This is a genomic window from Porphyromonas macacae DSM 20710 = JCM 13914 (assembly GCF_000379945.1).
GTDB lineage: Bacteria > Bacteroidota > Bacteroidia > Bacteroidales > Porphyromonadaceae > Porphyromonas > Porphyromonas macacae.
The window spans coordinates 595,368-619,253 of record NZ_KB904124.1 but is presented as its reverse complement, the minus strand read 5'-3'; the positions used below and the strand labels follow the sequence as shown (position 1 = coordinate 619,253).

Genomic DNA, 23,886 nt, shown 5'->3' with positions numbered 1-23,886 from the left:
GGCGCAAACACAGGGCTGTATAACGTCCTTTTCACGCAGATTTTAGCGGACAGCCGATGATTTTTATTGAATGACAGGTATTTAGGAATTTATTTTGGAGGAAGAGAGCTTACATCCACATATTACCTGAGCTTGAATGGGGCTACGAGTGAATGCAAAAGTTTTATCGGACAGCAATAAAAAACAATAAATCGCCTAATAGCATCCTACAAATGCCTTTAGGCGATTGCCTTATTCTTCCTATTTTTGTTCTGTTAGGAACGGAAGACCGAATTATATGTCAAGAACTTTACAACATCTCAAAAAATAAACTTCAGGATACTTATTCCTTCGAGTCATTCTCTTCTATGTCATAGCATGAACCACTTTTGAACTCTCCAGACTCAAAATAGACTAAATCTGAGATATTTAGTCTTCCCGCCCATTCTTCTGGTTTAATAGAAAATCCGAGAACTTGCTTCTCTCCCAAAATGCTCCAAAAGACACTTAGATTATAGGCATCAAGGGTTTCTAAGAAGTCTTTTTTTCTTACTAGCAAACATTTAGGTGTGTTATACTTAATGCTAGGATCGAAACAAATTATTTCTCCTTCAGCATTGGCAAGCATTCCCTCTACATCTGTATACTGTAGATTAAGTAAACGAAAAACGAGTTCTGCAGGCTTATAGAAACTAAAGGACTCATCTTTGGAGTAATCTCGATCGTTCTCCCATAAATATTGGATTGCAGTCTTTGCCACTTTACAAATAAACTTTCGAGTCGTATGTCCGGCATAAAAATTGTCCCAGTTATTACCACCGTAATACTCTGATTTAAATGTGCCATTAGCTGATGCCCAATAGTACTCTCGACTGAATATTTCGTATAGAGTTTTGCTTTCAGGGAGTTCACATTCTAGCAGATTATAGTTTTTCAAGCAATCAAGCATTTTTGGAAAATCTTCTTTATGAATGATATGACTACTCAAGTCATAGACCAGTCTCTTCTTCAGACCATTACTTTCCTTTTCATCTAAAGGGTCTGGTTCACTCCAATCTGGGCACATATCCAGAACAAGCCACTCTACTCTGTGTTCATCAGTAACTAGGACTTGATCTATTGGATTTAATAAATCATCTTTCAAGTGTACCCAATCTCTATTTGAATGCTCCCAGTTTGAATAAGATAAGGGAGGAAACCAGTTCTTTGCAGTTTTTTTCTTTTCATTTCTGCGGAGTGTTATAGTTGGGTCAATATCTCTAACAAATGGATTCCAAGGCCCATCATATAGAGGTTCTAGATTATTTCCATATCGATTATAGGAAAAGGTGTAATTGTCTGAAACTCTCGCTAGCAACTCATGAAAAGCAATCCATTGGTATTTTTTACCAATCCTTTCTTCATGGTGGCTGTGTCGTCCCATATAGCCAATGCTCTGATCAAACCTTCCATGCTTCTCTATATCATAGCCATACTTTTCGACAATCCGTTGGACTGCTAGATTGCTTAATCCATGTACATCTACGTTCCAATGAGACAAGGCTCTAGCAAAAACATATCTACCGAAATCCCCATAGCCACCAACTCCACGTCCATATTCCGTGGTCATAGAGCTTATGATATTGGTTACTCCTGTAAAACCTTTCTGAGCATGGCCAAACTCATAGCGATCGATATCCTCGCTTGAGGGAAAACTATCGGGTAGCTCACTTCTGAATGGTGGGCGAATCCGATCTAAATCAAACTCAAATTTATGTCCTTTAAAAACTGCATACTCAATTATACCCTTGGCATAGTCTCGCAAGAGGATATCGGGAACAACCTCTTCTGTGTTGAATATCAATTCAAATACCAATTCTCCAAATGGCTTTAGAATCTCTATATTACTTGTTCGCACGGCACAACCATAGGCAACTGCATAAATTCGTTGGAGAACATAAGGATCATTAATTTCCTTGAATCTTTCCATAAGTTGCATCAACACGTGTATTTTATCTCTAAGCAGACAAATTAGAGCTTTTGTTGAGGAATCACGTAATGTCCTATTGCAGCTTACCAAAAACCATATCATTGTCTGGCTCATCAGTCTGACTGATTCATCTGATAGACTTTCTCTAATATCATCAATCCAAGCCCAGTCTATAATGCGCCGAATCGTCGTTGGAGTATCTGAATCATCTGGGTACATATCATGAATTAGTTGAGTCCACCAAGCGTCACGATCTGCCATAGAAAGAGAAGCAAGAACATTATGCAAGAAATCGCTATTAAAGTAGTGCCCAGGATTAGAGGTAACCAATAAAATTGTGTCTATAAAGTCTTTCTCATACTCGGAGCCTCTTATAATCGCATTAATGTAGCTAATTTGCTTATCACTAAGAGTCTCCTTTTTTCTCCAAATAATGCTTTCGATAAAACCCGAGATAACAGGTTCGAATGCCTTCGCATGCTCAGCTACTTCATATAGTTCCAATCCGATTTCCTCTGGTAACTGTATAGACAAAGCTTCAATTAATCCTTTGTTGTGATAAACACTATGCCAATCCGATAGGACACATCCCAGTTTATTATTCCTATCAGAGAATGTTTCCTTTGGATTTCCTTTGTCTAAATATTTTTCTAACAAGTAGGAGGCTACCAAATGATCACTAAACCGCTCATAAGCTATGTATATGCCCTCAATAGGATTACCTCCTTTATCCCAATAGATGTTTTCAGTCAATAGTCCCTCAGAGATTAGATCTTGAAAGAATTGAGATTTATCTAAAACACTTTTCGCCTCCTCAAGATTTTCAATAAAACTGAAAGCATCTTCATAACTCAGGTAAGAGTTGTTCGTCTCTGCAATCCTTTCTGCTATTCTTTTCAGTACCTTATGAGCTAAAAAAAGTTTTCGTGGATAATTGTACTTGTCAGATATTTTCTCATTTACAACATCTAAATAGAAGTTTAGAATACTGCTAATCCCTTCATACCCATCTGGAATTTCGTGAAGTTCCTTTTTGAATAGTCCTTCACAGAATAATTTGAGAAACAAAGGATTTGAGAACTCTGGATGAAGCAGAGGAATACTTGGCTGTTTAATCTGATAATTGTCAAAAAAGAGCTTAGAGGCATCGTATTCATATCCAGAGAAGCCAGAGTGTATGAGCTTTGTTGCTCCTAGGCTATCTATATCTGGAATTAGAAGTTTTTCATAGGATGTTCTCAGGCTCAAAACGAGTCCGATATTAGGAAATCGCTTGAGAGCAGTGATGAAGCCTGAGATGTGATCTTTCCAAATATTTTTACCCTGCCCCTCATTGATAGCATCTATGAATATAAGGACTCTTGCTCCCGATACTTCTGCCTTTGTATTAAGCGCTCCTAGGAAAGTATCTCTATCGCATTGGAGCTGTAAAAGTTTTTTTATCTGAGTCCAAGGATCTTCTGTTGTTGCAAACTGTTGCCCCAGTAGTAATAGCGTGTATATCCCTCGTTTTTCCCTATTTCGTGCGATATCGGCTAGTAGATGTGACTTACCTACACCAGCCTCTCCACACAAAATAAGAATCGGTCTGTTTGATAAGCTGACAGATGAGCTACTAATAAATTCTCTAAATTGAAGAATCGATTCTTTTAGTTTTCTCAATTTATTAATCTCAAAGTCGTGCGTGGATGAAAAATGACTACTAGATGCTCCCCCTCCATGGTCTGATTTTCTTGCCCCATATTCATAAAGCTTATTTATCAGAGTACTTATCTTGTCTCGTATGGTATCTAAAAGATTAGTCAATCGGTCTTGAGGAATAATGCTAACTTCTACAAAATCAATCTGATTAATAAGGCTTGTAATTTGATTATATAATAGATAGATTTCTTGTATTTCAGCTTGAAGCTCTACTATATCCATTCGCAACATATGATCGTTGAACTCTGTCTGAAGTTTACGAAAACACGTATCAAATTGAAATTGAAAATATTCATCCCTTGACAAACCTTGCAAAATCCATGATATCGGCAATTGGAAATTGAGTTCAGGTGTATAACGCACACCGAGATTAGAAATACTTTCCTCTAACTTCTGACTAAACCAACTATCAGAAAATTCATCTTGACCAAACCAATAGTACCGTCGACCAGCATGTTCAGATTTGCTCAATCTATCAAATATTTCTGAGTCACCCCAATACTCAAACTCTATCTCACGCCCTTGCCTTCGAGCAATCTCTGTCCAAGCAGCTAGCTTCTCATTCCATCGATCCAATAAATATCTTCGACCACTAACTCTTGCATCTGCTCTATCGAGAGGGATGCAGATATAATACTTCGTCAAATGAGGGTGCTTTGACAGAGCTGTTTCAAACGATTTTTTAAGCTGATCCCACTGAGAATCATCCATAGTACTGAAGAACTTAGCTTGCCAACCGAATTCGTCACCATTATCAAGGATACAATATGCTTCAACTCCTGAATCGGGAGCAGCTACTCTTACAAACTTCTGCTTACCCTCTATAGCCTCTGCTCTTGCCAACTGACAAACGAGTTCTTCAAAAGCATTTTTCTGGTCACCATTATAAGACCTTAGTTTAGTCCACTCGATATTCATTTGCTTTATTCTTGTAAAGTGTAATAAAACATTGTATATAACTATTTATTGCTGTCCGCTAAAAGTCAAATATGCCCAAAATCTGCTTCCCAACATCGATTATATGCGGTTTCTCGCTATGTTTTCTATGATTTCCGGCATCCAAGCCCCCATTTTTTGCATGTTCATTTGGATGTCCGCTAAAAGAGGCAAATAAATTGATGGATAGATTTAACCTTTTCTTGTGGAAACTCTATTGTAGAGGCTTTCAAGCATGTTTTTGGCCTCTTGTGAAATGAATGCCAAAGGAGAATACCGGCTGTCCGACAAAAATTACGTTTAGCGGACAGCAATATTTTTTATCGGACAGTCAAAATAACTATTGATTTATGTCAAGCCTTGAGCTTCTGACATAGTCAGATAGTCCTTGTCATAAGCAAAGGAATAGCCCTCATCACTTTCTGTGAAAATCCCAGCCTTAAATGTCTTCTAATAAAATAACCTGCTTTATACTTTATCTCCTTCTCGTTTGATTGGAACAGGACCACACTCAGAACCGAAGAGTTCAAAGACTTTATTGACCTTATCAAGGCGAAGCGTGGTCTTGCCCTGCTCCAGTTCTCGCACGAATCGTAGTCCCACTCCTGCTTTCTCGGATAGGTCTACTTGTGTCAGTTTATATTTCTTGCGCATCTCTTTTACGTACTGCGCTATGATTGTCTTTGCCTCCATATAAAAAAACTTATACCTTATCAGTGGCAAATGTAAAAACTATAATTCTATTAAAAACGTTCGAAAGGCTTTTTGCTTTTCTCCTCCCCAAACATAAGCTTCTAAATTGTTTTATGGACGTAAAAATAGAAGATTAACTGTCCCATATTTTCCTCACACTTTCTCGCTGTCAAGGACATCGTCATAATATTGCGACATTACCATGCCATGCTCCTTGGCCGCCTGAATCTTATCGTAACTAATATGAGAGATTGCATTTACAAAGCAAAAAATAGCTTGTCTGACAGTTCGAATAAGATTCATTGAAACCTTTTCAAAATCTTGTCTTGAAATATACAAAACAGCAGACTTATCCTCCATAATACCTTGATCAATAATCTGAATCGATCTATGCTCCATAGCATTCCTTACCATCTGCAGAGACTTTGTTTCTTCTGCTTGAAGGTAAGAGTCACTCCCCCCATATATATCATTTCTAATGAATAATAATCCCGCTAAAGATATCACTTCTGCATAACTTAATATTTCAGATCTTAGTACCCTAGTTTTCTTGTCACTATACCAAAAAGTATTAAATGAAACATCTTTCTCCTTAATCCCTAAACTTAAATAATCATTCAAGGCAAATGCTATCTTGTCTAATAATGAATATAATGATCTAAAAGCAGCTTTAGCAAGTTCTACATTGTATGAATAGTTTGAATTCTGATAGTTATCTAATAAGACTACATTTTCATCAGAGAAATGACAAGACCCTGATTTCTGAAAGTACTCATACAGCATATATCTAGCAGATACATACCCTTGTTTGATCTCATTCAGCATTGATATCAAACGAAAACTACTCTCTTCTTTTCCCTTAGCAGTAAAAATAGACTCACAATATAGGTTATCTTCTTGAGCTAATTTCGAATGAGAATTCACATCATTATAGGCGTTCAGCCTCAAACAATGGTCATTAACCCACATAGAATACATATCCTTCTCCGTTGTATTGTACACATAATTCTCGTCAATGGCTTTAAAAGGCGTTTTTAATAGTTCCAATCTTTTGTACACCTCTAAAGTCGAACACCTTATCTCTGGTTTATATAGAAAGGGGTTCAAAAATTCTTTAGCTCTTTCTATTACAAAGGGTTGAGTTTTAATATCGTAGTAACCATACATATTTCCGAATGAAAATCCAATATTAATTTTCCACATGTGGTCATCAGGAATTCGTTTTCCTGCAAGATAATATGAGTGCAAAGCATCCTGATGACGACCGATATGATCGTATATATTCCCAATATGAACATAAGCCTGATACGCACAATGGAGAGCTGTTAAGAAAAGACTGTGCATTTTTTTTTGCATAATTTCATCAACAACGAAAAGAGTCATCCGATAATAATAGATCTCTTTCATTACCAGGTGATTATTGTACATCGCTTCAGAAGGAGCATACTGCTGGCATTTCTTCGTACAATAAGCATGTCCCAACACATAATAGGAAATAAGTTTGTTGAAAGTGTTAAGTTGACCTTCCAAGAGCCATCTTTCAACTGTGTCAATTATACTATCTAGCTCAGAAACATCTACTTGTCCAATTCTAACATCTTCAATGAGTTGACTATATACCCGAAGTTTATCAGATGTCTCTGTAACTTGTGATTCTTTTAATGTGTCTGTCATATCTCACTGTAATTATCTACGACCTATTGACCTTATCGAGGCGAAGAGTGCTCTTGCCTTGCTCCAGTTCACGAACGAAGCGTAGACCCACTCCAGCTTTTTCAGAGAGGTCTACCTGTGTCAGTTTATATTTCTTGCGCATCTCTTTCACATACTGCGCTATGACTGTCTTTGCTACCATATTATATCAATTACTTGAAGAAGTACCACATTCTGAACATGTACCCAAAATACCGTTTTCGGGTACATGTTCCAAGGATATGTACCCATTTTGCCTCTTTTGGGTACATATTCCGAAAATATATACTCAAAAGCCTTTTTCGGGTACACATCACAAAGGTGATTGATTATCTGTCACCGATTCTATCGTTTCATCTTGTCGTGGTAATGCAGAACCCTGATTAAGAAACAAGTCCATAAGAGCATGATTAATGTAATAATTTTCTCTTCCAATCTTTACAACAATTAAAACTCTCTCTTCGACCATCATATTCAAATACTTAGTAGCCGTTTTACGCTGAACCATCAAGTCCCTCTGCATAAACTCGATTTTAGTATAAGGATGATAAAATAGATTGTTGAGCAACTCGTGTTTATAGTTCTTGCCAAATAGAGGACGCAGAATCTGCTTATACTCCTGCATTAGTTTAGAGATACCCTGCACCAATCGAATGGTGTCGCGAGCCGTTTGTTCGACTCCTTTAAGAATGAAAAGGATCCATTCTTCCCACTCCAACGAGTTATCTTCGCCTTTATCCCTAATAGCCTGGATCAAGGAGTAATACTGCGATTTATTTTGAGTAATATACCTGCTTAAGTAGAGAATTGGCAAGTCAAGCAAGTCATTTATCACCAAATAGAGCACGTTGATAATACGCCCCGTTCGTCCATTACCATCATAGAAGGGGTGTATACTCTCAAACTGATGATGTATAATCGCCATCTTGATTAGAGGATCGACTTCGCACATCTCAGGATTATTGATAAAAGCCTCAAGGTTTGCCATATACTTCTCTATATCATCTATATTTTGAGGTGGAGTGTAAACGGTTTCTCCCTGACCATTCTTTAGCATTGTCCCTGCTTGTGAACGAAAACCTGCTCTATTTCCCTCAAGGTGCATTTGAATATCCTTTATTCTGCTGTTGGTTAATAGAGCATCTTTTCTAACCAATTCAAATCCTCGCTGTAAAGCCTCTCGATACCTAAGGACCTCTTTGGTAGCCGCTGTTATAAGTTGCTTCTCTATATTTATATCAGCTTTGTAGAGATCATCTTGCGTTGTGACGATATTCTCTATTTCGGAACTATCCTTTGCCTCTTGAAGGGTCAAGGTGCTAATCAGTATCGCTTCGTTAGGAATTGTTGCTGCTATCCCCTTTAATTCCGCCAAAGCTCGATTGGCCTTGTTCACCTGTCGTAATATCTCTTTGCTCTCTACATCAAAGGCGAGAGGCAATGTAGGTATGTTATAACTTTTGCCCATATCCATTTACTTACTTATGATTTGGCATTCGAATTCTTCTGAAAAAGTATTATATACCTTATCAGTGGCAAATATAAGGAATAGAAATCTATTGTACCCCTTTTCGGGGATACTTTTGAATCTAAAAGTCTGACACAACCTTTCAACGACAAAGAAAAGTTCTAATGAGAGGAGATTAAGGATAGATAATTGTATTCACACTCATATCTTTCTCTTCTGATAAAGTCTTTTGATGAAGGGGATGACAAACGAGAAAGATCCATATTGTGTCGTATGTCATTGAGTTTAACTGCTCGCGCCAAAGGATTCTGTCCAATCGCTCGAATATATGCTTCTCTATTGAGAAAGCTGTGATGATTGAGTAAGTGTAATGCGGTCGACAACTCTAACCGATCTTCTTTACTTAATCTCTGTTGAGCCTCCTCTTCAAGTAAAGAAAGAACCTCTTCGACTGTATTAGGAGTATCTTCACTGGTATCATGAAGATAGCCCACCACTTGCTCTTGCCATGTTTTTCCCATAGAGGCAACCATACAAAGATGTCCCTCAAAATAATCTATCCCAGCCTTATCTACTTGACCTTTATGCAAACGTTTAGCTAGCGTTGCTGATGATTTTATCCAAATGTTATTATCCATAGATCAACTTTTCCTGGAGGCACGACGGCGATTGATGAGAGAAAGGTCCTGGAGACGACGCCCCGGTTCATCGGCTTTAGCGAGGTGGAGGATGTCATCCTCAAGTTGAAAGGCATAGAGTATCCACAAGTAAATCCCGATAGACACAGTAGGAGACCCTTTCTCTATACGTGAGACAGTCAAAGGGGAGCAAGCGGCACGCTCAACAATCTGTGCCACACTAAGATTACGACGCAGTCGGGCTAACTTGATTTGCTCTCCCACAATCTGCATCTTCTGCTCTAACTTTCGGAGTAGATTTGTCCCGATTGTGTTCTTTACCATATCATCAACCTATCATATAATACGCAAATATACGCTTTTAATCTCCCTATTATGACTGTTGGATGGTAGAAAAAAATAAGTAGATTGAATATTTTCTGCTTTTGATGGCTTTTGTATGCTCCGAAATTTTGCAGTGAATTTGTCCATTTCAACTATTGATGACGAATTAACGGGAAAACAGAAAAAAGAACTGAAAACCCATCTCGAAAAGACGCAAGAACTGCCCCAAGAGGAAAGGGAACAAGGTATCATTGAAAAGCTAAAAGCTTCGGAAAAGATTTAGGATTTTCAACTTTCTCAATTATCAACTATTTCAGAATACACGAGAAATTTAAGAACTGTTTTTAACAGAGGAAATACAACCTGAAAAATATTTACGAAAAAATCGTAGAATTCTATTGTTTGTTTACGAAAGTTTCGTAGTTTTGTGGTGAAGGATTGTCATATCTGTCTCGAAATGAGAACAGAGAAAGACCCGAAAGTCTTCTTTTAATACAGTAGAAACAATGCGTAAGAACATAAGATTAACCCCGCGTGAAGAAGAAGTGATGCAGATTATGTGGAGTATGGGAGAAGCAGAGGTACGTATGATCATACCTCATCTGCCCGACCCTGAGATACCTTATACCACCGTAGCCAGCATCATGCACAATCTGGAGAAAAAAGAATTCATCCGAAAGGTGGGAAAAGGACGTGGATATATTTATCGCGTGGCCATACCCGAAGAGGACTATTCAAAACACTCTGTAAATCGTATGGTCAATCAGTTTTTTACCGGCGATTATAAAAGTCTGGTTCAGAGTTTTGCCGAAGAAAGCAAGATAACGGCAGATGACCTGCGCGAAATCATTCAACTTATCGAACAAGGCAACTCCAAGTAAATATCGGTTAGACCGCTCAAGAATAAAAAGAGAAGAACCAATGAAAGCATTTATAACATACCTTATTGCCAGTGGCACAGGCCTGATGCTGTTTTATCTGATAGACCGATATTTGCTTCAACGGAATACGATGTATAGCTGGCACCGTGGTTTCTATCTGTTGGCATACATGGGGTGTGCACTGTTGCCGCTTGCGGGTCTACTGCTCCCTGATCGGATATCGGTTGCGGAAGTTTTGAAGATACCCGGCTTCTTATTGGATGAACTCGTTTTTGTACAGCATCCGGCGAATGGAGTTTCGTCCGCAGCAAAGCTTACGACTTTTTCTGTGACCGACATTCTTTTCTATATATGGCTGACCGGTTCTGTTTATTGTTTATGCGTAACCTCGATAAAACTCTTTCGTCTTTACAATACGGTTAAAGACTCCACCGTAGTAAAAGATCCGAACGGCACAGTAGCATATTATATCATGCCGGAGGGTAATACCCCGTTCAGTTTCTTGAGACGGATTTATCTGCCTCTCGATATGACGGATAAACCGATTTTTAAGAATGTGCTGGTTCATGAAACCGCTCACATAAAAAGCTTGCACAGTCTGGATCTGCTGCTCTGCCTGCCCGTGATGCTTTTGCAGTGGTGGAATCCGTTTGCCCATCTGCTGTTGAGAAATATGCGGAATAACCACGAGTTCCTTGCAGACCGGTCTGTTCTCTGTAATGGTGCAGATCGCAAAAAGTATCAATATGAATTATTAAGTGTAAGTATGGATGCCACGGCCGGGTATTTGTGCTGCAACTATCAAAGTAATAATCTTAAAAAACGAATTATGATGATGAATACAGAAAAAAAATCTTCGCTTAAACTTTCCATTCTGCGTTATTTTACAGCTGTTTTACCTCTTTTTCTGTTGCTTGCAGGCAGTAATTTGCTCAAAGCCGGAGTATCTTCTCCCTCTCTCAGAACAGAATCGGATAAGCCTGCTCCGGTTATCCGACAAGACAGCACAAAACAGGTTTTCAACTATTGTAAAGTCAGACCTTCATTTCCCGCCGGAAACAATGCTTTGTACCAATTTCTGGCTCAAAATATTCGATACCCGAAAATAGCTATAGATAACAGAGTGGAAGGAAAAATCTTTTTGAGTTTTATTGTAGAAAAAGATGGTTCTCTGTCTGATATACAAGTATTAAAAGGTAATTATCGGAGACTGGAAGAGAAAGATTTGAAAACCGATAAAACAACCCAAAAAGTTTCTCCCGAAACCATTAAACAAGCCGAAAAAGAGTTGAACACCGAAGCCATCCGTGTAGTAAAGTCAATGCCCAAATGGGAACCCGGTAAGGATGCAGACGGAAAACCGGTGCGGGTAGAATTTAGATTACCTATTAATTTCAAACTACAATAAAGCAAAAAGTTCAAAAATCAAGACGGTGTATCATCATGCGCAAATTACTGCATTGCTTGTAACATTGGGCTTTGTTCACGTACTTCGGTACGCTCCCTTGATTCTCAGCCTCAGCGCCTTGTACTTTACATATTCCGATGCACCTGAAAGGGGGCTGTGCCAAAAATGATTTTTAACACAGCCCCCTTACTTTTACCTCATAACAAACAAAGCATGAGAAAAAGAAATTTTATTTTAATGTGTTGCTGTCTGTGGTTTGTGAATATTCATGCGCAAAATAAAGGTAGCATGTACAATCTGTTTATCCGACAGGCCGATTCGCTGTATCAACGAGGTGAGTACAAAGAATCCTTTCGGTTTTTTGAAAAAGCTTTTGCAGCGGATCAAGAAATAAAACCTTATCATCTTTACAATGCCGCTTGTGTAGCCGCTTTGTGTGGAGAGAAAGAACAAGCATTCCATTATCTATATCTTCGATTGAATATCGAGACTGATTGGTATAACGAAGATATCGGAGAGGATAAAGATTTAGTTTCAATTCACACCGATCCTCGATGGCCTGTTTTGATAGACAGCATGAAAAATCGCCAGAAAAAGGAGGAATGGGATCTGGATCAACCGCTGAAAACCAAATTGAAAGCAATTTTGAAAGCGGATCAGAATGTCAGGCTTCGGTATCTTTCCGAATTGAAAAAAACACCTGAAGACTCTCTGGCTGTGTCTGATTTAATAGATGAAATGATTCGAACGGATAGCATCAACAGATTGGAATTGATTAAAATCTGGAATCAAAAAGGATGGATTGGCAAAGAAAAAGTCGGCAAAGCTGTTATGGCCCAGTGGCTTATTATCCAGCATGCCGATTTGAAGATGCAGAAGAAGTATTTGCCTTTAATTCGGGATGCTGTCAAACGGGGAGACATCCCAACTTCACAATATGCAATGCTCGAAGACCGGATAAACGTAAGAGAGGGGCGTCCGCAAAAATACGGTACTCAAATTCTATCCGATAAAAACGGGATACACTATGTCGCTCCTTTGGTTGATACCTTAAAAGTGGATGATTGGAGAGCAGAGGTCGGTATGATACCGATGAAAGAATATGTAAAACGTTGGAAAATACAATGGCCTCCGACTTCCAAGTAATCTTGTCTTAGTATTAAAACTACTTATCCGGTAATCGAAAAAGGGCGCAAACCGTCATGATAGCGGTTTGCGCCTTTAATCGGTGGAGCTGGAGGGAAATCTAAAGATCTATCTGAAAATATTGCTGCTTGGTTTCAGACCTCAATATTCCTCCTCCACAATCTAAAGAGTTTATTTCAAATCCAATACGAAGTGTATTCAGTTGCAATGATAATTGTCGAATTTATAACCTTCTTGTTGAGGGCAGAACTTATATTTATTGACGTTTTCAATAAAACAAGTCGGTACCGTTCCGCTTAGCCTGTTTCCCCTCAGATCAAGCGATATTCTTTTAGGGAAATCTCCGCAAAGCCCGGCAGGGATACTCCCCGTAAAATTATTATTGGAGAGGTCTAAAATGACAACCTCTTTTAAGTTGGTCAATTCACCGGGGAGCTCACCCTCTAAAGCGTTGCCTTGGAGCTTGATGAGGTTGGCACTGACGAGTATACCAAACCCCTTAGGAATACGACCTGAGAGATTATTGTCTTTCAAAATAATACTGTAGACCCCATAGCCCTCATCTCCCATCCGGATGCCATACCATTCGGATAGAGGTCGGTCAGAAAGCCAATTGGTGTTATTGACCCAGTTTTCTCCATTCGTCATTTTAAAGAACTCCACCAAGTAGGCTCTCTGATCTGCTTCGATGTTGCTTTTCTCTTGATTGACCTTAATATCGAGTAGAGTGCGCCCCTTGTAGATAAAGGAGATAGACCTATTGATCTCCTTATTTTGAATGTTTCTTGGAGCTGAAATCCTAAGCTGATTGTCACCAATAACTTCTGAAGTGAAATGAGCAGAGAAGTCAGAGTAATCTATCACAATATCTTTGCGATTACTCTTGAAAGAGATCGTCTGCACTCCTCCCAGATAGTGAAATATCGATAATTCTTTGCTTATGCTTACGTAAGCCTTCTCTGCTTGAGTAACCTTTAAGAGGGCCTGCTTGCCCTCTGCTTCCAGTGTAACGAGTCCTTCTCTACGGTTGGATCCGGTATTCGGACCGGCTGTTATGATTAGTTGTTGATCTTTTTGGGAAACCTCCAGCCATTGAGGCTTGCTTACTATCTCCCAGGCAGGAGCATTGGTCTTAACCTCGATAGTTACAGGAGCATGGACATCATCCAGCTCCAATTGATCGACGACTTGAATGTAATACTCTACAGGCTTGGGGGCTTGCTCTATGCTGACAATACTCTTGAGGTCTTCGCAGATAAAGGTAATTCGCCCCTCTCTCACATGACTTTCCGGGTTAGGCCGAGCCGTTATTGTTACTGCCCCATCATCCTTTCTTTGAATAGAGATCCACTTAGGGAAATCGCTCTCCCATGTCCAATCATTCGAGGAACACTTAACGGTAACGGATAGACTCTCCTCCGTGCCACCAAAGGAAAGTTTGTTTGGTGATACCTCAAGAATACCGGGTTTGGGCTCTACACAAGAGGAGAGCATCATCAAGATGAGAGATAATCCTAAAATAATTGCCTTATTCATGGTTCATGTTGTTTTTAAGATTCTCCTTCTTTTCTATCCGGAAAGAAAGAAGAGTCATATAGTTAAATAATACCTGTCCTTTTCCATTTTCACGTCAGTTCGACGTAAGAAGGTGTCAATAATTTACCACCCGGTCAACCGTTAACATGATTAATATCGTGTGTGTTATAACTGAAAAAGCAGCGAATTATTTATATCTTGTAATATTTGTAATATTTGGGAACCAATAAGATATACATTCATAAAACACTGCTTTATAAAAGTAAATATAATTGAATTTTTGCACTGTAGATGATTTCTCGAAGCTTTTTGACAAAACAATCAAAGGAAAAGAAAGTGTCATCATGCGCAAAGTACAGGGCACAAAGACTGACACACGTAAACGGGGCTGTGCCAAAATCCAATTTTGACACAGCCCCGTTTAATCGGTGGAGCTGGAGGGAATTGAACCCTCGTCCAAACGCGGAAACAACCTGCTTTCTACATGTTTATTTTCGCTTTGATTTTCGAGATTCGGGTTGGGCCGAAACTACCTTCCCATATCCTTATCCTTCTTTCATTTAACCCGGCTCCGAAGGCTGAGCAGAGCGATACCCGAATTTCCGTTACACCACCGGGTCGAGACGCTACGGGTCGGGAGCTTCTCGGATGATGTCTCGTTGCCACACCTGTGCAGCAATAAAGCGATTAACCTACTATACTTCGGTTACGCAGCGAGAGCGTAATTATTTTCGCCAACTAAAAAGTTCGATAACTGAGATTTAAGTGCCAATTACCGATGCACTACATGCTTACAAATCACCTCGGCACGCTGTCAAAGCCAGTCAGCCCCGGTTTTGTCTCTATTTTAGATCGTAAAGGTAACGATAAGTTTATTGTCATACAAAACAAACATAGCTTTCTGCAGGTAAGAGCACATAAAAAAGGGCTACCGGCCTGTGCCCATAACCCTTTCTCGTCTTTCTCCTATATAGTTCAATCAGTGTATTATCCGTGTTTACTTATTTTTTCCAACCCATCCGGATCGATAATCTTAATGATTCTGCCGTCCAAGGCAATGATACGTTCCGAAGCAAAAAGCGAAAGGGTACGTATGGCATTGCTTGTAGTCATATTGCTCAAAGCGGCCAAATCTTCACGACTGAGGTATATATCCAGAGTAGCTCCGTCATTCTCCAGCCCGTAGTTCTGCATCAGAAAGAGCAGGGTCTCTGCCAGTCGGCCTCTGACATGTTTTTGTGTCAGACTTATCGTTCTGTCTTCCGCCAACCCCAATTCTGTAGCCAAAGCAGTTAAAAAGTATCTGGCCACGGCGGTATTTTTTTCCAGCAGACGATCTATTACATCTACCGGCACTTTCAGAATTTCAGCATTTTCAAAAACCTCCGCTGTCGTTTGAGCGGATTGATGGGCGAAATAAGGTCTTATACCGAAGAATTGCCCCGGCTTGATCATCCGGGTTATATACAAGCGTCCGCCTATACCCCGCCTGAACATTTTTACCTTGCCCCTGTTGAGATAAAGAAGAGAAGTTATCGTATCTCCCTCCTGAAAGAGTCTGGTTCCCCGTCTGCATTCTATGGACTCTACGCTGTCTATCAACAAGCGACGTTCATCTGCATCGAGCAGTAACGGCCAGATCGCTTTCAATCTCTCAGCCGGAGCTTTCGCTTTTGGAAGATTTCGAGCCGTTAGTAAGATTCTTTTTTCAGCAGATGTTTTAACCATATTATCAACAAAAAATGGCAGAAAATGGGATTAATATGTTCAACAGCATAAAAACCTTTGCAAAGGTAGCCTTTTTTTACTAATATTATGCCGAAAATTTGAATTTCAAGATTTTATATCGAATTTTACAGGCTTAGAAAATAAGAAACAAGTTAAACAAGTAAAAAATTATAAATGGATTTTAATAATCGTGTTACGCAGACGGGTGCTTATGTAGCCGGTTCTGTGATGAGCAAATTGCTCTCCAAGGTATTTTTGTGGATGACGATAGCATTGGGCATCACCGGGCTTACGTCTATGTTGGTATACAACAGCAGTTTTATGTTTACACTCATGCAAACCCCCATGCTCATGTGGGGGCTGGTGATTGCAGAGCTGATTATGGTCATAGCCCTTTCTGCCGCCATCAATAAAATCTCGTTCACGGCAGCTACGCTGATGTTTATTATCTATTCGATATTAAACGGCGTGATGCTCAGTTCGATATTTCTAATTTATACTCGGGCATCTATTTCTCTTGCTTTCTTTGTCACGGCAGGAACATTCGGGGCAATGGCTTTGTGGGGGTATACCACGCGCCGCGATTTGTCAAAGATGGGCAGTATTCTGTTTATGGCACTGATCGGCCTGATTATTGCCACCATCGTGAATATTTTCCTGAAGAGCAGCGCTATTTATTGGATTACCACTTATGCCGGCGTACTTATCTTTACCGGCCTTACAGCCTGGGATGTGCAAAAAATTAAACGAATGCTGTCCACGGCCGATGAAGTGAATGACACGACGAAAAAAGTCGCTCTGCTCGGCGCTTTGTCTCTCTATCTGGATTTTATCAACCTGTTTCTTTACATCCTCCGTATATTCGGAAACAAAAATTAGCAATCAACGCAATACGGCAAATAAAAACCGAAGGAGATTCTCCCTCGGTTTTTATTATTGCCATCGGCTTCTTTCCAACCTATTCGTCTTCTATCAGAGAGCGAATGTTCTTAATCAGAAGAGTCAGAGCTACATTGTTGAAACCGCCCTCGGGTATAATCAGGTTCGCATAGCGTTTGGAAGGCTCCACAAACTCATCGTGCATCGGTTTTACGGTACCGAAGTACTGTGTCATCACAGAGTCGATGCTTCTGCCTCTTTCCTGCACATCCCGTAACAGACGCCTGCCCAAGCGAACGTCAGGGTCCGTATCCACAAATATTTTCATATCCATCAGCTCACGCAATTCTTTATTTTCCAGTATGAGTATACCGTCCAGTATGATTACTTTGGCCGGATGTACTGTTACGGTCTGCTTCATGCGGTTATGTTCGGTAAAGGAATAGACCGGACGTTCGATGCTTTTCCCTTCTTTGAGCAGGCGTATGTCCCGTATCATCATATCCGTATCGAAAGCATCTGGATGGTCGTAGTTGAGCTTGGCCCGCTCTTCCAGCGGTAAATTATCATGTGCCTTGTAGTAATAGTCATGACAGAGTGTAACGACCTGCTCTTCAATAAAGGTTTGTTTGAGTTTGGTTACCAGGGTGGACTTGCCGGATGCAGAGCCACCGGCTACGCCTATTATCGTTGTTTGCATACGTTAGTGGTAGTGAAGTTTATAGCAAAAATACCGAATATTATGGCATAACTGCAAATCTCACAGTTCTTAAAACAATGGTGACAGCCTTTTTCACCTGAAGCCATCGGGCTCCTTATCTGCCGGATAAGAAATCTCTGCCTGATGGCTGAAAATTCTTAGCGCTACGGATTTTCAACGAAGTTAACTTGGATTTTTTTTCTTTGCCTGAAGAATTTTCCACCATCAGGCAGAGATTTTTTCAGTACACGTCACTTTTACCGCTCAAGCTGTATGTTTTATCTATTGTATGGCATTAGGTCGTCTTTTTATATCGACTGTCATACCGGTTTCACGAAACATGATATGAAGCCTATATAATAAGGTGTGCAATAGAATATTTTCATGGGATATACACAACGTATTTCTTACTCGATGTTATCATTGAAATACAAAGTAAATTGTATATATTTGCTTGGTATAGCCTTATAAAAATGTTATCAATAAATAGATAAACTATCATGCAAAAACAATTATTGTTAGGTGTGGAAGCTATTGCCCTCGGCGCCATCGATGCCGGCATTTCGGGCGTATATGCTTATCCGGGAACTCCGTCTACAGAGATTACCGAATATATCCAGAATTCCAAAATTGCCAAGGAACGCAATATCCATCGCGAATGGTCTGCCAATGAAAAGACCGCCATGGAAAGTGCGCTGGGGATGTCTTATGCCGGGAAACGTGCTTTGGTTTGTATGAAACACGTAGGTATGAATGTGGCTGCAGATTGCTTCATGAATGCGTCCATCACCGGAGCCAACGGCGGCCTGGTGATCGTTGCCGCAGACGACCCCTCTATGCACTCTTCGCAGAATGAACAGGACTCACGCGTCTATGGCAAGTTCGCCATGGTGCCGGTATTGGAGCCATCCAATCAACAGGAAGCCTACGAGTTGACAAAAAGAGGATTTGAACTGTCTGAAAAACTGGGAACTCCCGTACTTTTGCGTATAACCACCCGGTTGGCACACTCACGTGCCGGAGTACAGCCTGCAGGAGAAGTCCGGGCAGAAAATAAACTGACACTGCCGGAAGACAAGCGTCAGTATGTGCTCCTGCCGGTCATTGCCAAGAAACGCTATAAAGTGCTTTTGGACAAACAAAAAGAATTTGTTGCCAAAGCAGAAGAAAATCCGTTTACAGAATATTTTGACGGAAAAGACAAAAGCAAAGGTATCGTGGCCTGTGGTATTGCATACAACTACCTCATGGAGGCTTTCAAGAGCCGGGTGCCCTACCCCGTTCTCAAAATGACCCAATATCCCATTCCACGCAAACAGATGTCACGCCTTTTGGACGAATGTAAGGAGATAGTCGTGCTGGAGGAAGGCTATCCCGTTGTGGAAGAAGAGTTGAAAGGATTTCCCGGTCTGGAGCGTATCAAAGGGCGTCTGGACGGCACTTTGCCCCGTGACGGCGAGTTGAACCCCGACCATGTGGCAAAGGCTTTCGACCTGCCTACAACACAAGGCTTGCCCGTTCCCGAACTGGTTGCCGGCAGACCGCCGGCCCTGTGTGTGGGGTGTAGCCATCGGGATGTTTACGACGCTCTGAATGCGGTAATGAAAGAGTACCCCGACGGCCGTGTATTCGCAGATATCGGCTGCTATACTTTGGGTGCTCTGCCACCCTACGAAGCCATCAACACCTGTGTGGATATGGGAGCTTCCATTACCATGGCCAAAGGAGCTTCGGACGGAGGTCTCTTCCCTGCGGTTGCCGTCATCGGCGACTCTACTTTTACCCACTCGGGTATGACAGGACTATTAGATGCTGTCAATGAAAAATCCAACATTACGGTTATCGTTTCGGACAACGAGTCCATTTCCATGACCGGCGGACAAGAGTCTTCCGCACTTAACAAGGTGGAACAGATTTGTAAAGGATTAGGCGTAGAGTCCGAACATGTGAAATGTTTGTTGCCTGTTCCGAGAAATCAGGAAGAGCTGCGTAAGATTATTCGTGAGGAGATCGAATATAAGGGCGTTTCCGTGATCATACCGAAACGGATCTGCATACAGAAACATTTACGTGATGCGAAGAAAGCCAAAGCGGCTAAGGCTAAAAAATAACATATAAAGAGGAGATTAAGAAGATGAAAACAGATATGGTTTTAGCCGGTGTCGGCGGACAGGGAATTTTATCTATAGCCGCAGCTTTGGGTTCTGCTGCTCTTACGAATAATTTGTATCTCAAGCAGGCCGAGACGCACGGCATGAGCCAGCGCGGCGGCGACGTTCAATCCTATTTGAGAATATCCGACAGCCCTATTTACTCGGATCTGATTGCATTGGGCAGCGCAGATATTATTCTTTCGGTAGAGCCTATGGAGGCTTTGCGCTACTTGCCTTACCTCAAACCGAACGGTTATGTGGTAACCAACTCGGCTCCTTTTATCAATATACCCAATTATCCGGAGGTAGAAGAACTGATGGCCAAAATCAAATCCCTGCCGCACCATGTACTCATCGATGCGGATGCCATAGCAAAAGAAGAAGTGGGTAATGCCCGCGCCTCTAACTTTGTGATGCTCGGAGCGGCTTCTCCTTTTATCGACATTCCCTTCGATTATATCGAGAAAGGTACGGAGGCCATTTTCCGCAGCAAGGGGCAGGATGTGGTGGATATGAATCTGAAAGCCATTAGAGCGGGTCGTGACTTCGCAATACGCTATGCCGAGAAAAAGTAACGGATCTGTCCGGTTTAGATAATTAGAACCGTCCTTTGAAAATCGAAAGAAACAAAGGACGGTTTTTCGATACAACAAAAAATACTTTAATAATAATTCTATGATTACACCTCAACTTGTCGATCCGAAAAGCATTGTGATAGTCGGTGCATCGGACAATATCGAAAAACCCGGAGGAAAAGCACTTTATAATGTAAAAAACGGCACATTCAAGGGCGATATCTATGCCGTGAACCCTAAAAAAGAAACGATACAGGGGATTAAAGCTTATAAAGATGTTTCCGATCTTCCTCAGACCGATCTGGCTATTCTGGCCATACCGGCTACAATGTGCGTGCCGAATGTAAAAGTGCTTTTGGAGGAAAAAGGAACGAAAGCCGTTATTATTTTATCTGCCGGCTTTTCAGAAATGGGAGCAGAGGGGAAACGTTTGGAGCAGGAACTGGCAAGTATGGCCGACAAACATGGAGCCACGCTTATCGGGCCGAACTGTATCGGTGTAATGAACCCTTTGCATCAATCGGTATTTACGACCCCTATTCCCAAGCTGCAATGGGATGGTGCTACGTTGATCTCAAGCTCCGGCGCCACTTGTGTGTTTATCATGGAATCGGCACTCAGCAAGGGTTTGCCTTTCTCCGCTGTGTACTCTGTGGGTAATGCGGCACACACCTGTGTGGAAGACGTGCTGGAATATGTTAATGAAACATACGGCACGGAACGTTCGCCACGGACAGTGCTGATGTATATAGAAAGTATCAAGAAACCATTGAAATTCTTGAAGAACGCCCGTGAACTGATTGAAAAAGGCTGTCGTATCGCAGCCGTGAAGTCGGGTACATCGGATGCCGGCGGGCGTGCTGCCGCTTCGCATACCGGGGCTATGCTCAATTCGGACATGGCCGTGGATGCTCTCTTCCGTAAAGCAGGCATCATTCGTTGCAACAGTCGCGGAGAATTGACTGCTGTGGGTGCCGTATTGCAGCATGCACCATTGAAAGGCAAGCGCATCGGCATCATTACGCATGCCGGCGGACCGGCTGTGATGCTCACGGACGTACTCTCAAACGGCGGAATGGATGTACCTCACTTGCCGGATGATGTGATGGCGCCGCTGCTGCCGGAGCTGTTTGAAGGCTCTTCGGTATCTAACCCCGTGGATATTTTGTCCACCGGAACGGCCGAGCAGTTGGACAAGTGCATCACATTCTGCGACAAGCTGGATAACATCGACGGTATGGTGGTTATTTTCGGAAGTCCCGGCCTTTTCTCCAATGCAGATGCTTATGCCGTCATACGAGAGCAACAGAAAAAATGTAAAAAGCCGATATATACCGTTTTGCCCTCTATTATCAATGCAAAGGCCGAAATGGACGTTTTCGTGGATGAAGGCGGCGTCTTTTTCGAAGATGAGGCAGTGCTGGGACATGCTTTGCTCAAAGAAACCGGCTTTATCGCTCCTGACGCAGAACCTGATCCTGTTTTGCCCAACGAGGCAGCAGTAAAAGAATTGCTTCAAGGACATAAGGGACTGGTGCCGACCGAACAAGGAATGAAGTTATTGGATCTGACAGGTATCAAACGCCCGATGAACCGTATTGTGAATACAGAGGAACATGCCGTCAAGGCTGCAGAAGAATTGGGTTTTCCGCTGGTAATGAAAGTTGTAGGCCCTGCACACAAATCGGAAGTCGGCGGTGTTATTTTGAATGTTACCACGATGGAAGCGGTACGTACTAACTTTAAGAAGCTGAATGCCATAGAATGTGCAGAGGGAGTGGAACTCTGCCAAATGGAGTACGGCCTGGAAGTTTTCATCGGAGTGAAAAAGGAACCCGGTTTCGGGCATCTGATAACCTGTGGATTGGGAGGTATCTTCGTGGAGGTACTCAAAGATATTCAATATGCTTTGGCTCCCGTTCACAAAAGTGAAGCGCTGCGTATGATACGTTCTCTGAAATCCTATAAAATGATTCAGGGAGTGCGCGGCAAGGAAGGTATCGATGAAGAGGTTTTCGCCGATGCCATCTGTAAGGTATCCGGTTTGCTCAGTGCCGTGCCCGAGATAGAAGAAATGGATTTGAATCCGCTTATGGGACATGGAAAACATTTGGCCGCTGTGGATGTGGTTATAAAATTGTAGAACAGAAAAAGAGTGTAAAAATGAATTTCCCAATATCAAAAGAGATAATCAAACAAGCTCAGGAAGAACTCAATATCAAAGATTTGGCCACTGCTTCCATTCGCGATTTGGTGGCATTGGTCAATGTACTGCAAGCAAAAACGGGCGTTCGCTATGTGCGTATGGAAATGGGCGTGCCGGGATTGCCTTCTCCGCGTGTGGCTATAGATGCCGAGCGGGAAGCCATGGAACGGGGCGTAAGTGCTGTTTACCCCAATTTGGATGGTCTGCCCGAATTGAAAGCCGAGATAGCACGTTTCGTAAAACTGTTTCTGGACGTGGATGTTACTCCTCGTAATTGCGTGCCTACGGTGGGGTCGATGCAAGGGACTTTTACTTCGTTTCTGGTCGCTAACCGCTGTCACAAAGACCGCAGTAAAGGAACGCTGTTTATCGACCCCGGCTTCAATATGAATAAATTGCAGGCACGCATCCTGCAGCAGCCGTTCGAGACTTTTGATGTTTTTCATTACCGCGGAGAGAAATTGCGCGATAAGTTGGAAAGTTACCTGAAAACGGGGCAATTCCAATCCATCATCTATTCCAACCCCAACAATCCCACATGGCAGTGCTTTACGGATGAAGAACTGCGTATCATCGGGGAGCTGGCAACGAAATACGATGTGGTCGTCATCGAAGACCTGGCCTATTTCGGCATGGACTTCCGCCATGATTACTCTCAACCCGGTGTGCCGCCTTTCGTGCCTACGGTGGCCAAGTATACCGATAATTACATTCTGCTCATTTCCAGCTCGAAAGCTTTCAGCTATGCCGGACAGCGTATCGGTATGCTTGTAATCTCATCCAAGTTGCACGAACGGGAGTTTCCCGATCTTGAGGTCACCTTTGGCAGAAAACGTTTTGGTGAAGCCATCGTTTCTTCTGCTTTATATGCCCTTTCTTCCGGTGCCACACACTCCGCACAGTGGGGACTGGCGGCACTGCTTAAAGCTACCAATGATGGAAAGTACAATTTCGTCGAGGCTACTAAGATTTATGGTGAGAAAGCGAATAAAATCAAGAAAATGTTTACCGGTAACGGCTTTCACATCGTCTATGACAAAGATGGCGACGAACCTATTGCAGATGGTTTCTACTTCACAATCGGTTATAAGAATTTAGACAGTAACCGTCTGTTGGAATTGCTCCTTCAATACGGTATGTGCGCCATAACACTGGATACTACGGGGAGCGAACAAAAAGGAGTGATGCGCGTTTGCGTATCTTTAATTCCTGATGAGCAGCTGCCGGATTTGGAGCAGCGTGCAAAGCTCCTCAACGAACACATGCAATCTTAA

The 23,886-nt window shown here is 41.7% G+C and carries 17 protein-coding genes, 1 other RNA gene and 1 pseudogene; 8 read left to right on the top strand and 11 right to left on the bottom strand.

Annotated elements, in window-relative coordinates:
• Positions 1-322: 322 nt before the first annotated feature.
• The 7 genes and pseudogenes from A3GI_RS0102860 to A3GI_RS0102825 form a co-directional block, all read right to left on the bottom strand.
• Positions 323-4,567: an NACHT domain-containing protein gene (locus A3GI_RS0102860; protein WP_018359964.1), complete on the bottom strand. Its 4,245-nt coding sequence runs from the start codon at positions 4,565-4,567 to the stop codon at positions 323-325.
• Between the two features lie 486 nt (positions 4,568-5,053).
• Positions 5,054-5,278 carry a helix-turn-helix transcriptional regulator gene (locus tag A3GI_RS0102855; protein ID WP_018359963.1) on the bottom strand — a complete coding sequence of 75 codons (225 nt, stop codon included), beginning with the start codon at positions 5,276-5,278 and terminating at the stop codon, positions 5,054-5,056.
• A gap of 153 nt (positions 5,279-5,431) precedes the next feature.
• A complete protein-coding gene (locus A3GI_RS0102850; RefSeq protein WP_018359962.1) occupies positions 5,432-6,952 on the bottom strand; it encodes an LA2681 family HEPN domain-containing protein in 1,521 nt (506 codons plus the stop codon).
• Between the two features lie 22 nt (positions 6,953-6,974).
• Positions 6,975-7,133: pseudogene (locus tag A3GI_RS10355) on the bottom strand (helix-turn-helix transcriptional regulator); the annotation flags it as partial.
• Between the two features lie 150 nt (positions 7,134-7,283).
• Positions 7,284-8,444 carry a Fic family protein gene (locus A3GI_RS0102835; RefSeq protein WP_018359959.1) on the bottom strand — a complete coding sequence of 387 codons (1,161 nt, stop codon included), beginning with the start codon at positions 8,442-8,444 and terminating at the stop codon, positions 7,284-7,286.
• Positions 8,445-8,599: 155 nt separating this feature from the next.
• Positions 8,600-9,076 (bottom strand): hypothetical protein, encoded by a 477-nt coding sequence (locus A3GI_RS0102830; protein WP_018359958.1) that lies wholly within the window; start codon positions 9,074-9,076, stop codon positions 8,600-8,602.
• A 3-nt stretch (positions 9,077-9,079) separates the two neighbouring features.
• A complete protein-coding gene (locus A3GI_RS0102825; protein WP_018359957.1) occupies positions 9,080-9,400 on the bottom strand; it encodes a helix-turn-helix domain-containing protein in 321 nt (106 codons plus the stop codon).
• Between the two features lie 506 nt (positions 9,401-9,906).
• Between A3GI_RS0102825 and A3GI_RS0102815 the strand changes: the two genes are divergently transcribed.
• The 3 genes from A3GI_RS0102815 (at position 9,907) to A3GI_RS11825 (ending at position 12,835) form a co-directional block, all read left to right on the top strand.
• Positions 9,907-10,281: a BlaI/MecI/CopY family transcriptional regulator gene (locus A3GI_RS0102815; RefSeq protein WP_018359955.1), complete on the top strand. Its 375-nt coding sequence runs from the start codon at positions 9,907-9,909 to the stop codon at positions 10,279-10,281.
• 40 nt (positions 10,282-10,321) lie between these two features.
• Positions 10,322-11,689, top strand: coding sequence for a M56 family metallopeptidase (locus tag A3GI_RS0102810; protein ID WP_018359954.1), 1,368 nt, complete (start codon positions 10,322-10,324; stop codon positions 11,687-11,689).
• A 213-nt stretch (positions 11,690-11,902) separates the two neighbouring features.
• The gene (locus A3GI_RS11825) at positions 11,903-12,835 is read left to right on the top strand and encodes a DUF6624 domain-containing protein (RefSeq protein WP_238319907.1); all 933 of its coding nucleotides are present in this window, start codon (positions 11,903-11,905) and stop codon (positions 12,833-12,835) included.
• A 198-nt stretch (positions 12,836-13,033) separates the two neighbouring features.
• Here A3GI_RS11825 and A3GI_RS11125 read toward each other — a convergent pair whose 3' ends face one another.
• The 3 genes from A3GI_RS11125 to A3GI_RS0102790 all read right to left on the bottom strand — a co-directional run bounded on the left by A3GI_RS11125 (position 13,034) and on the right by A3GI_RS0102790 (position 16,099).
• Positions 13,034-14,371, bottom strand: coding sequence for a BACON domain-containing protein (locus A3GI_RS11125; RefSeq protein WP_018359952.1), 1,338 nt, complete (start codon positions 14,369-14,371; stop codon positions 13,034-13,036).
• Between the two features lie 426 nt (positions 14,372-14,797).
• Positions 14,798-15,203: a transfer-messenger RNA gene (gene ssrA / locus A3GI_RS11340) on the bottom strand.
• A 155-nt stretch (positions 15,204-15,358) separates the two neighbouring features.
• Complete coding sequence (locus A3GI_RS0102790) at positions 15,359-16,099, bottom strand: Crp/Fnr family transcriptional regulator (protein ID WP_018359950.1); 741 nt, start codon at positions 16,097-16,099, stop codon at positions 15,359-15,361.
• A 174-nt stretch (positions 16,100-16,273) separates the two neighbouring features.
• Here A3GI_RS0102790 and A3GI_RS0102785 point away from each other — a divergent pair, with 174 nt between their 5' ends.
• Entirely contained in the window at positions 16,274-16,978 is a 705-nt protein-coding gene (locus A3GI_RS0102785; protein WP_018359949.1) for a Bax inhibitor-1/YccA family protein, read from the top strand.
• A 79-nt stretch (positions 16,979-17,057) separates the two neighbouring features.
• Here the strand turns inward: A3GI_RS0102785 and udk are convergent, their stop codons facing one another.
• A complete protein-coding gene (gene udk, locus A3GI_RS0102780; protein ID WP_018359948.1) occupies positions 17,058-17,678 on the bottom strand; it encodes a uridine kinase in 621 nt (206 codons plus the stop codon).
• A gap of 500 nt (positions 17,679-18,178) precedes the next feature.
• Here udk and A3GI_RS0102775 point away from each other — a divergent pair, with 500 nt between their 5' ends.
• The 4 genes from A3GI_RS0102775 (at position 18,179) to A3GI_RS0102760 (ending at position 23,886) form a co-directional block, all read left to right on the top strand.
• Positions 18,179-19,789 (top strand): thiamine pyrophosphate-dependent enzyme, encoded by a 1,611-nt coding sequence (locus tag A3GI_RS0102775; RefSeq protein ID WP_018359947.1) that lies wholly within the window; start codon positions 18,179-18,181, stop codon positions 19,787-19,789.
• A gap of 23 nt (positions 19,790-19,812) precedes the next feature.
• A complete protein-coding gene (locus tag A3GI_RS0102770) occupies positions 19,813-20,406 on the top strand; it encodes an indolepyruvate oxidoreductase subunit beta (protein ID WP_018359946.1) in 594 nt (197 codons plus the stop codon).
• 100 nt (positions 20,407-20,506) lie between these two features.
• Positions 20,507-22,549: an acetate--CoA ligase family protein gene (locus A3GI_RS0102765; protein WP_018359945.1), complete on the top strand. Its 2,043-nt coding sequence runs from the start codon at positions 20,507-20,509 to the stop codon at positions 22,547-22,549.
• A 20-nt stretch (positions 22,550-22,569) separates the two neighbouring features.
• Positions 22,570-23,886: an aminotransferase class I/II-fold pyridoxal phosphate-dependent enzyme gene (locus A3GI_RS0102760; RefSeq protein ID WP_018359944.1), complete on the top strand. Its 1,317-nt coding sequence runs from the start codon at positions 22,570-22,572 to the stop codon at positions 23,884-23,886.

Bases quoted from the DNA above. Each gene is read 5' to 3' on its own strand.
- A3GI_RS0102770 (WP_018359946.1), top strand. From the start codon at position 19,813: ATGAAAACAGATATGGTTTTAGCCGGTGTCGGCGGACAGGGAATTTTA.
- A3GI_RS11825 (WP_238319907.1), top strand. From the start codon at position 11,903: ATGAGAAAAAGAAATTTTATTTTAATGTGTTGCTGTCTGTGGTTTGTG.
- A3GI_RS0102815 (WP_018359955.1), top strand. From the start codon at position 9,907: ATGCGTAAGAACATAAGATTAACCCCGCGTGAAGAAGAAGTGATGCAG.
- A3GI_RS0102855 (WP_018359963.1), bottom strand. From the start codon at position 5,278: ATGGAGGCAAAGACAATCATAGCGCAGTACGTAAAAGAGATGCGCAAG.
- A3GI_RS0102830 (WP_018359958.1), bottom strand. From the start codon at position 9,076: ATGGATAATAACATTTGGATAAAATCATCAGCAACGCTAGCTAAACGT.
- A3GI_RS0102835 (WP_018359959.1), bottom strand. From the start codon at position 8,444: ATGGATATGGGCAAAAGTTATAACATACCTACATTGCCTCTCGCCTTT.
- A3GI_RS0102785 (WP_018359949.1), top strand. From the start codon at position 16,274: ATGGATTTTAATAATCGTGTTACGCAGACGGGTGCTTATGTAGCCGGT.
- A3GI_RS0102765 (WP_018359945.1), top strand. From the start codon at position 20,507: ATGATTACACCTCAACTTGTCGATCCGAAAAGCATTGTGATAGTCGGT.
- A3GI_RS0102860 (WP_018359964.1), bottom strand. From the start codon at position 4,567: ATGAATATCGAGTGGACTAAACTAAGGTCTTATAATGGTGACCAGAAA.
- A3GI_RS11125 (WP_018359952.1), bottom strand. From the start codon at position 14,371: ATGAATAAGGCAATTATTTTAGGATTATCTCTCATCTTGATGATGCTC.
- A3GI_RS0102810 (WP_018359954.1), top strand. From the start codon at position 10,322: ATGAAAGCATTTATAACATACCTTATTGCCAGTGGCACAGGCCTGATG.
- A3GI_RS0102775 (WP_018359947.1), top strand. From the start codon at position 18,179: ATGCAAAAACAATTATTGTTAGGTGTGGAAGCTATTGCCCTCGGCGCC.
- udk (WP_018359948.1), bottom strand. From the start codon at position 17,678: ATGCAAACAACGATAATAGGCGTAGCCGGTGGCTCTGCATCCGGCAAG.
- A3GI_RS0102825 (WP_018359957.1), bottom strand. From the start codon at position 9,400: ATGGTAAAGAACACAATCGGGACAAATCTACTCCGAAAGTTAGAGCAG.
- A3GI_RS0102850 (WP_018359962.1), bottom strand. From the start codon at position 6,952: ATGACAGACACATTAAAAGAATCACAAGTTACAGAGACATCTGATAAA.
- A3GI_RS0102790 (WP_018359950.1), bottom strand. From the start codon at position 16,099: ATGGTTAAAACATCTGCTGAAAAAAGAATCTTACTAACGGCTCGAAAT.
- A3GI_RS0102760 (WP_018359944.1), top strand. From the start codon at position 22,570: ATGAATTTCCCAATATCAAAAGAGATAATCAAACAAGCTCAGGAAGAA.